Source organism: Bacillus luti (assembly GCF_001884105.1).
Taxonomy (GTDB): Bacteria; Bacillota; Bacilli; order Bacillales; family Bacillaceae_G; genus Bacillus_A; species Bacillus_A luti.
Genome location: NZ_MACI01000082.1, coordinates 1 through 9,305, shown reverse-complemented (window position 1 = coordinate 9,305; position 9,305 = coordinate 1). Strand labels below are relative to the sequence as shown.

10 protein-coding genes are annotated in these 9,305 nt (G+C 36.9%); 5 read left to right on the top strand and 5 right to left on the bottom strand.

Going from position 1 to position 9,305, the window contains the following annotated elements:
- Nucleotides 1-130: 130 nt before the first annotated feature.
- Nucleotides 131-970: an alpha/beta fold hydrolase gene (locus BAQ48_RS20625; RefSeq protein ID WP_071712642.1), complete on the bottom strand. Its 840-nt coding sequence runs from the start codon at nucleotides 968-970 to the stop codon at nucleotides 131-133.
- A gap of 109 nt (nucleotides 971-1,079) precedes the next feature.
- Nucleotides 1,080-2,072, bottom strand: a complete 993-nt coding sequence (locus tag BAQ48_RS20620; protein WP_071712641.1) for a 2-hydroxyacid dehydrogenase — start codon at nucleotides 2,070-2,072, stop codon at nucleotides 1,080-1,082.
- 266 nt (nucleotides 2,073-2,338) lie between these two features.
- On the opposite strand from BAQ48_RS20620, the gene BAQ48_RS20615 reads away from it, so the two are divergent.
- The 3 genes from BAQ48_RS20615 to yugI all read left to right on the top strand — a co-directional run bounded on the left by BAQ48_RS20615 (nucleotide 2,339) and on the right by yugI (nucleotide 4,621).
- Nucleotides 2,339-2,836, top strand: a complete 498-nt coding sequence (locus tag BAQ48_RS20615; RefSeq protein WP_000255699.1) for an Lrp/AsnC family transcriptional regulator — start codon at nucleotides 2,339-2,341, stop codon at nucleotides 2,834-2,836.
- Nucleotides 2,833-4,023, top strand: coding sequence for an aminotransferase (locus BAQ48_RS20610; protein ID WP_071712640.1), 1,191 nt, complete (start codon nucleotides 2,833-2,835; stop codon nucleotides 4,021-4,023). The genes BAQ48_RS20615 and BAQ48_RS20610 overlap by 4 nt, the downstream gene beginning before the upstream one ends.
- Nucleotides 4,024-4,276: 253 nt before the next feature.
- Complete coding sequence (gene yugI / locus BAQ48_RS20605; RefSeq protein ID WP_000003765.1) at nucleotides 4,277-4,621, top strand: S1 domain-containing post-transcriptional regulator GSP13; 345 nt, start codon at nucleotides 4,277-4,279, stop codon at nucleotides 4,619-4,621.
- 112 nt (nucleotides 4,622-4,733) lie between these two features.
- On the opposite strand, the gene BAQ48_RS20600 is transcribed toward yugI, so the two are convergent.
- Complete coding sequence (locus BAQ48_RS20600) at nucleotides 4,734-4,967, bottom strand: DUF378 domain-containing protein (protein WP_000105788.1); 234 nt, start codon at nucleotides 4,965-4,967, stop codon at nucleotides 4,734-4,736.
- A 275-nt stretch (nucleotides 4,968-5,242) separates the two neighbouring features.
- Here BAQ48_RS20600 and BAQ48_RS20590 point away from each other — a divergent pair, with 275 nt between their 5' ends.
- Nucleotides 5,243-6,595: a glucose-6-phosphate isomerase gene (locus BAQ48_RS20590; RefSeq protein WP_071712639.1), complete on the top strand. Its 1,353-nt coding sequence runs from the start codon at nucleotides 5,243-5,245 to the stop codon at nucleotides 6,593-6,595.
- Between the two features lie 256 nt (nucleotides 6,596-6,851).
- On the top strand, nucleotides 6,852-7,271 hold the full coding sequence (locus BAQ48_RS20585; protein WP_071712638.1) for a YugN-like family protein: 420 nt from the start codon (nucleotides 6,852-6,854) through the stop codon (nucleotides 7,269-7,271).
- On the opposite strand, the gene BAQ48_RS20580 is transcribed toward BAQ48_RS20585, so the two are convergent.
- Both BAQ48_RS20580 and BAQ48_RS20575 read right to left on the bottom strand, forming a co-directional pair.
- Complete coding sequence (locus tag BAQ48_RS20580) at nucleotides 7,258-8,253, bottom strand: potassium channel family protein (RefSeq protein ID WP_071712637.1); 996 nt, start codon at nucleotides 8,251-8,253, stop codon at nucleotides 7,258-7,260. The two genes, BAQ48_RS20585 and BAQ48_RS20580, sit on opposite strands and share 14 nt — an antisense overlap.
- A gap of 92 nt (nucleotides 8,254-8,345) precedes the next feature.
- A complete protein-coding gene (locus BAQ48_RS20575) occupies nucleotides 8,346-9,026 on the bottom strand; it encodes an MgtC/SapB family protein (protein WP_000386674.1) in 681 nt (226 codons plus the stop codon).
- Between the last annotated feature and the right edge of the window lie 279 nt (nucleotides 9,027-9,305).

The window sequence follows — 9,305 nt, the reverse complement described above, 5'->3', positions numbered from 1 at the left end:
CCCACCTCAAAATTCAGCGAAAGCAAAGAAGTTAGGTGGGGGTCGGGCTGCCCATAAAAGTCCGATTGGTGAGGGCTAATAATCAGTGGGGGATGAAGAAAACTCCCACTGATTAAAGTTTCACTTTATATTATTGCACGGAAAAAGCGATAATTTCTTCATAAACATGTTCAGGTTTCTCTTCAGGTAATAAATGTCCTGTATTTTCGTAAGAAACAAATTTCGAATTCGGTAAATCTTTGTGTAGACGATGACCTACATCTACAGGGACGACGCGATCTTTTTCACCCCAAATGAGTAGTGTAGGTGTTTGGATTTTTTGTAATTCAGTCGATGAGAGATCGCCTTCACGGTCGCGGATCATGCGAGTTAAGGCCGGGAATATACGGTTGTCATAAAAAGGAGCAGAGTAACCTTCCTTCATTTCATCGTCAATTAATGAGTGATCATGAACGACATTCATTAAGTTGTGAACAATGCCGCGTCGTATAATCCAGTTCTTTACGTACAAATGAAAGAACGGTAAATAAGAAGAATACAGCAAAGGTAAGGTTGCGCGTGCTAAATAGCTAGAGCTGCATAGTAAAATCGTCTTTGAGATGAGTTCAGGGCGTATACGATTTACATAAAGAGAAATTTGTCCTCCCATAGAATGCCCAACTAACACAATATTTGAGAGAGATAAATGTTCGATTAAATCGATAATAATCGTTGCTAAATTGTGATAAGAATACTTAAAGAGATGGGACTTATCACTTTTTCCGAACGGTGGTAAATCAAGAGCCAGTACTGTTCCTGCTTTTGATAGTAAAGGAATGAGACGGCGGTAACTGAATGAGGAAGATAAAAAGCCGTGAACGAGTACGAAAGTAGGACGTTCCGTTTTGTTATTATGTTCATACAATTCGTAATGAATCGTAGTGCCGCGAGTGGAAAAAGTGAAATAAGGACAATGATATTCGTGATTCATTTTTTGTCACTCCATTGATTTTTGTTCATATCATCTCCAAGGCAGAAAAAAATATGTTAACAAAAAAAGGCAAGATGACGATGTCATCTTGCCTTTCCGTTATTTATTATTACCCGCGAACAATATTAGGCGGGGTCTTTCCTTGTAATCCAGCGACTAAATTTTCAGCGGCTGTCATGGCCATCTGCTGCCTAGTTTTTAATGTTGCAGATCCGATGTGCGGCAAAGTTACAACATTTTGTAACGATAAGAGCGGATTGTTTTTTTGGACCGGCTCTTGTGTAAAAGTATCGATGCCTGCTGCAAAGATTTTCTTTTCTGTTAACGCATGGATTAACGCTTCTTCATCTACTGTTTTCCCGCGAGAAGCATTAATGAAGATTGCTGTTTCTTTCATTAATGAAAATTCCTTTTCTCCGATAAGATGATACGTTTCATCTGTTAATGGAGTAAGAAGAACAATAAAGTCAGACTGTTTTAGTAGCGTCTGTAAATCACAATATGTAGCATCAAATTTTTGTTCAGCTTCTTCTTTACGTCGACGATTATAATAAAGAACATTCATATCAAATCCGAATTTTGCTCGTTTTGCAACGGCTTCTCCAATTCGGCCCATACCGATAATACCGATGGTGCTATGGTGCACATCTAGTCCGAAGTGCTCTTTTCCAATTTCGGCATTCCATTCACCATTTTTTACGTAGGAGTCGAGTTCGCAAACGCGGCGCCCAGCAGATAACATAAGAGCGAAAACGAGGTCAGCTACTGTATCATCTAGTACGTATGGTGTATTCGTACCGATAACATTTCGCTTTTCCATCGCTTGTAAATCAAAATTATCGTAACCGACAGAAATGTTGCTCACTACTTTTAAGTTAGGAGCGACTTCTAATAATTCTTCATTAATAGCAGATCCGAAATTTAACAAACCATCTTTATCTTGTATTTTCTCCAATAGAACATCACGAGGTACTTTCTCATTTTGCTCCCATTTTTCATAATCGCAGTGTTCTGATAAATAGTTTTCTACAAATGTTGGAACTGGTTCAGCAATATAAACTTTTGGTTTCACGGTTCCATCCCCTTTCACTTTATCCTGCATGTTTCCACTGATTAAAGTTTCACTTTACCCCGCTTTAACGAGCAGTAAGACTTCCACCTAAAAAGACGGTTGAGGCAAAGAAATGAGGTGGGAGATCAACTGCTCGTAAAGGCCCGATTGGTGAAGGCTAATAATCCATGGGGTGAACCTTTCCATGGATTAAAGTTTCACTTTATTTTGACATAATTCACTAAAAAAAGCTTCTTTTCAAACTGGAAAAGGTATTTGTATAATTTAGACACAAGAGAAAAGGAAGGATGATTTATATGGTGACTGAAAAAGAATTAGAATTATTAGCTTGTCTTGAAAAAAGTAGTCGATTATCTGTAGATACATTAGCGAAGCTGTTAAATATAGAAGTAGAAGAAGTAAAGAAAATGGTTGAGAAATTAGAAGCGGAAAAAATTATTGTGGATTATGTAACACATATCGATTGGACGAAGGTGAAAGAACATACGGGCTTAACGGCGATGATTGATGTGAAAGTTACGCCAAAGCATGGCGTTGGATTTGATGCAGTTGCTGAACAAATTTATCGTTATTCAGAAGTGAAATCTGTGTATTTAATGTCGGGGACATATGATCTTTCTATTACATTAGAAGGAAAGACGATGGGAGAAGTAGCGATGTTTGTTTCAGAGAAATTAGCAACAATTGAATCTGTTGTTTCTACAACAACTCATTTCATTTTGAAGAAGTATAAACATGAGGGAATTATTTATGAAAAAAACGATGATGATAAGCGAATTGTGGTGACACCATGAAGCAGTTTGAACTATCTAGAGCAGCAGAATCTTTACAACCATCTGGTATTCGAAAGTTTTTCGATTTAGCAGCAAATATGAAAGGTGTTATTTCACTTGGGGTAGGGGAACCAGACTTCGTTACACCTTGGAATGTAAGGCAAGCATGTATTCGTTCTTTAGAACAGGGATATACATCATATACAGCAAATGCAGGATTATTGGAACTCCGTCAAGAAATAGCAAAGTATCTAAAAAAACAATTTGCAGTATCTTATGATCCAAACGAAGAAATCATTGTTACAGTTGGAGCGAGCCAAGCGTTAGATGTAGCGATGCGCGCCATTATAAATCCGGATGATGAAGTGCTCATTATTGAACCAAGCTTCGTTTCGTATGCGCCACTTGTAACATTAGCTGGAGGAGTTCCAGTTCCTGTGGCGACTACTTTAGAAAACGAGTTTAAAGTACAACCAGAGCAAATTGAAGCAGCTATTACCGCAAAAACAAAGGCAATTTTACTTTGTTCACCAAATAACCCAACAGGTGCAATGTTAAATAAAGCCGAACTTGAAGAAATAGCAGTGATTGTGGAGAAATACAATTTAATCGTATTATCTGATGAAATTTATGCAGAGCTTGTATATGACGAAGTGTATACGAGTTTCGCGAGCATTCAAAATATGCGTGAACATACGATTTTAATTTCGGGATTTTCAAAAGGATTTGCGATGACGGGGTGGCGCCTCGGGATGATTGCAGCTCCTGTTCAATTTTCGGAATTAATGCTCAAAATTCATCAATATTCCATGATGTGTGCACCGACTATGTCTCAGTTTGCAGCACTTGAAGCATTACGCGCAGGGAATGATGAAGTAATTCGGATGAGAGATAGCTATAAGAAACGTCGTAATTTTATGACGACATCTTTCAATGAAATGGGTTTAACATGTCATTTGCCGGGCGGCGCATTTTATGTCTTTCCTTCTATTTCTTCAACTGGATTATCTTCAGCGGATTTTGCAGAACAGTTATTATTAGAAGAAAAAGTCGCTGTCGTCCCTGGAAGTGTATTTGGCGAAAGTGGTGAAGGATTTATTCGTTGTTCGTATGCAACATCGCTTGAACAACTGCTGGAAGCAATGAAGAGAATGGAACGATTCGTAGAGAATAAAAAAAGGACAAAACATAATACGTTTTGTCCATAAAAGGGGGGGAATACTAGAAAGCCATGTGTTAGTATTCTATCCCAATATTGGAGAATTATACTTACCTAAGGAAATTTTTTCATGATTTTTGAATGAGTTCTCTCATAGTGGTATAATTTACTAATATAAGGTATGCGTATCCTAGGTAGCTTTCTTACGGTACGTACTAACTAATCGGATATTTAACAATAAATACATCTGCTTTGCTATCTACAATTGTAGAGAAAATGGTAAACGTATGGGAGTGTTTCATATGTCAGAACAATATACAACAGGAGTGGTTGTAACAGGGAAAGTGACTGGAATTCAAGATTACGGTGCATTTGTAGCGTTAGATGCAGAAACACAAGGACTTGTGCATATATCTGAAATTACAAATGGATATGTAAAGGATATTCATGACTTTTTAAAAGTCGGCGATACAGTAGAAGTAAAAGTACTTTCAATTGATGAAGAACACAGAAAAATGAGTTTATCGTTAAAAGCGGCGAAAAGAAAACAAGGACGGATTCTTATACCGAATCCATCTGAAAATGGATTTAATACGCTGCGAGAAAAGCTAACAGAATGGATTGAAGAATCGGAGTTAACAAAGTAAAAGAGGAGCGCATATGAGCGTTCCTCTTTTACTTTATATTATGATATATATTTGCAAATATGATTGCATGCAATCATATTCGTATGTCGGAGGTGAAATAAAGACATACTGACTAGCGAATTTCGTTTGTTTCTGGGTGCGTACCAAGATTTTCAGATGGTTTAAAGAGTAAACCAAGATTGATAAGCCCAGAAATACCAACGATGCCGTAAATAATACGTGCGAGAGCTGAGTTTTGTCCACCGAAAATGGCAGCTACTAAGTCGAACTGGAAGAACCCGATTAGTCCCCAGTTCACGGCACCAATAACAGTAAAGACTAATGCGATACGTTGCAGAGTACTCATGAAAAAGCCCCCCCTTAATTGTGAAGCATGAGCAAGCGATGAGTTAATCAACTCTTTTATAGAATGGTGTAGTTATGTTGTTTTTATACATAAAAAATGTTCGGAATAGGATGTATATACATCTATACCGAAAAATGCGAATTTTTATGCAAAAAATGAACTTTTTCTAAAAAATATATATTGGTTACGTTTACAAGGGTTGAATCGCTTGATTTAAAACTTCAGTTTCGCTAAAGTGAATACAGAAATACATATCCATAATTGGAGGGAAAAAGATGAGTACACATGTAACGTTCGACTATTCTAAAGCGTTATCCTTCATCGGTGAACATGAAATCACTTATTTACGTGATGCAGTGAAAGTAACACATCACGCAATCCACGAAAAAACTGGAGCTGGGAACGATTTCCTTGGGTGGGTAGACCTTCCGCTTCAATATGACAAAGAAGAATTTGCTCGCATTCAAAAATGCGCAGAAAAAATTAAAAATGACTCTGACATTTTACTTGTTGTAGGTATCGGTGGTTCTTACCTAGGAGCACGTGCAGCAATTGAAATGTTAAACCATTCTTTCTACAACACACTTTCTAAAGAACAACGTAAAACTCCACAAGTGCTATTTGTTGGACAAAACATTAGCTCCACTTACATGAAAGATTTAATGGATGTATTAGAAGGTAAAGACTTCTCTATTAACGTTATTTCCAAATCAGGTACAACAACAGAGCCGGCACTAGCATTCCGTATTTTCCGTAAGTTATTAGAAGAAAAGTATGGAAAAGAAGAAGCTCGCAAACGTATTTATGCAACGACAGATAAAGCGCGTGGTGCATTAAAAACATTAGCTGATAATGAAGGTTACGAAACATTCGTTATTCCAGATGATGTTGGAGGACGTTTCTCTGTATTAACGCCAGTTGGTTTATTACCAATCGCAGTAAGTGGCTTAAATATTGAAGAGATGATGAAAGGTGCAGCTGCTGGTCATGATGACTTCGGAAAATCAGAACTAGAAGAAAACCCAGCTTACCAATACGCAGTAGTTCGTAACGCTTTATACAATAAAGGAAAAACAATTGAAATGCTTGTTAACTATGAGCCAGCACTTCAATACTTCTCTGAATGGTGGAAACAGTTATTTGGTGAAAGTGAAGGAAAAGATCAAAAAGGTATTTTCCCATCTTCAGCAAACTTCTCAACTGACTTACACTCATTAGGTCAATACGTTCAAGAAGGTCGTCGTGACTTATTTGAAACAGTTCTAAAAGTAGGTAAATCTACACATGAACTAACAATCGAATTAGAAGACAACGATTTAGACGGATTAAACTACCTTGCTGGTGAAACTGTAGACTTCGTAAACACAAAAGCATACGAAGGTACATTACTTGCACATAGCGATGGTGGAGTACCAAACTTAATCGTAAACATTCCTGAATTAAATGAGTACACATTCGGTTACCTTGTATACTTCTTCGAAAAAGCATGTGCGATGAGCGGCTACTTATTAGGCGTAAATCCATTTGACCAACCTGGAGTAGAAGCATACAAGAAAAACATGTTTGCTTTACTTGGTAAACCAGGATTTGAAGAATTAAAAGCAGAATTAGAAGAGCGTTTAAAATAATAAAAAGCGACCGTAACCCGGTCGCTTTTTATTATTTTATCCCGCTATTTGCCGGGCAGTAAGACCCCCAACTCAAAATTCAGCGAGAGCAAAGAAGTTAGGTGGGGGATCAACTGCCCGTAAAGGCCCGATTGGTGTGGGCTAATAATCAGTGGGGGATGAAGAAAACCCCCACTGATTAAAGTTTCACTTTATCGAAAAGTCCATCGGTATATTCAAACTGAGATGGGTATGCTAAAGAAAAAGTCTAGGAGGGATGGACTTGATTCCGATTCAATCAAAGTTAGAAGGACGTACATATGCGTTATATAAGTTAGAAGAGGTTATGAAGCCACTTGGGTATAGCATTGGTGGCAATTGGGATTACGATAAAGGGTGCTTTGATTATAAAATTGATGAAGAAGATGGGTATCAATTTTTACGAGTCCCGTTCACAGCAGTAGATGGAGAACTAGATGTACCTGGTGTAGTAGTCCGTCTTGAAACGCCATATATTCTTTCTCATGTATATCAAGACGAACTAGATGATAATGTAAATACTTTAACAGCTGGAACAAGTGGGTTTGATCAATTTGCTGAACCGAAAGACCCAGATGGAGATGTGAAAAGAAAATATATCAATATTGGGAAAGTGCTCATGCAAGAATTAGAGCGTCATTTTATTAATGGTGAATAACAATGAGTATGTCGCTTTCGATGAGAATGAAGGAATGGACAGGATTAATCATATATTGATCGTCACGCTTTACACCTAGTAAGAGAATGTTTTGTTTTAACAAGGTGTAGCTACAATTTGCGAAAGTTTGTCCGGTGCAGGATTGGGGTGGCTCCATCAGTTGTAATTTGTTATCAGAGATTTCATCGTAAAGAGAGAAGAGTACACCTGAAATGGAAGGGAATAAAAGAGAAGCGGTAAATACATGGCTAGTTAATTTATTTCCTTCTATAATTTCTGACGCGCCAGCTCTCGTTGCATTTTGGATTTGTTCAGTAGTAAGAAGTTCAGCGATGCAGTGAATGTTTTGGTTCAGTCCTTTTGCAGTTAAAATATTTAAAATGGACTCTGTATCAGCTAAGCTTTCGTTCTTCTCTTTATCGGCTGTTATTAATATAGTGTGAGCGGTTGTAATGTTAGCTTTTAGTAAAGTTTGATCATGATGTGGACAACCTTTTATAAATTCTAAATGATGAAATGGTTTGGGTAGTAAAGGAAGTGTTTCATCAATTAAAACGATATCAAGATTTGGCTGTAATATGTGCATTTGTTTTACAACATGTTTTGCACGTTCATTCCAGCCAACGATAATCATATGACCGTTAGAGGTAGCGGCTTCTTCTCCTTTAATTTTCATATATTGTTTATTGATCATGTCGGTAGCGAATAGAACCATATAATAAGAACAAAATCCAGTTCCTAATAAAATAATGCCCATGCCAACAATTTTTCCTATTGTTGTATGTGGTGCGAAATCACCATACCCAACAGTGAAGATGGTAACGATAGACCACCAAATACCGTCAAACCATGTGGTGAAGTGAGATGGCTCTAATCTATGTATAAGAAAGCCAGAAAAAGTAGTAAGTACAATAATAAAACAAATTAATCGAAAAATAATGGAATCACGAAATGTATCTACTAAATTCGGACGGGATTTCAATTTCCTATTCCTCCTTACTTTGCAGGGCTACATTCATTGTTACCATTATAGAAAAAAGAAAAACTCTCTAAATAAAGAGAGTTTGTTTTCTATTACATACTTTCCACTTCAGTTTGTTGAACACTTTCAAGATGTTGGAGAGCGTAGTAAACGTCGGCAGTATGTCTTTTTTGATCGATACATAATTTAAGATGTAAATAGTGATACCCATTTTCTAATGTTTTAAGCTTCATATTCTTAACTTTTATATCCATTTCTTTTATTTCTTCAATTACGATTGGAATATTGTCCATATTTCGTACAACAAGCTTCACAGCGATATCACGTTGACGAAATGATCTAGGGCCTACATATTTCATCGTGAGTGGTATAAGTTCTACACTAATCATAAGGAAACACATCCCGAAAATCGCTTCGATATAAAATCCGGCTCCAACGGCGATACCAATACCAGAAGCACCCCAAATCATAGCTGCGGTAGTTAGTCCCGCAATACTATCATTTCCTCTGCGTAAAATAACACCAGCACCTAAAAAACCAATGCCAGATACAATTTGAGCAGCAAGGCGAAGCGGATCCATATTTATATGATCAGTATGAGGTAGGTTGTAAGCTGCTTTAATAGAAACGATTGTTAGGAGGCAACTAATAATAGATATAACTAAGCACGTTTTTAAACCGAGTGGTTTTCGTTTTAATTCGCGCTCTAAACCGATGGCGAATCCTAAAATAGCTGAGAGACCTAGTTTGATTAATAAATCGGTATAGTCCATATGTATTCCTCCTTGTATGATAGGGTATATGAATAAAACGTTTCTTATAGAAAGAAACGTTTTGGCATAGAGTGACTTTATATAGAATATATGTAGAAATTACTCATACATGAAAGAGATATTTCGTTTAAGTATATGATATTAAAAAAGAAATGTGGGTGGTTTTAAAAAAAGTTTATAAAAGGTGTTGCATTTCATTTTTCTGCGTGATATATTAATAACCGTCGCTGATGCGGAAACGCAGAAAACGACAAAAAAGAAATTGAAAAACTTAGTTGA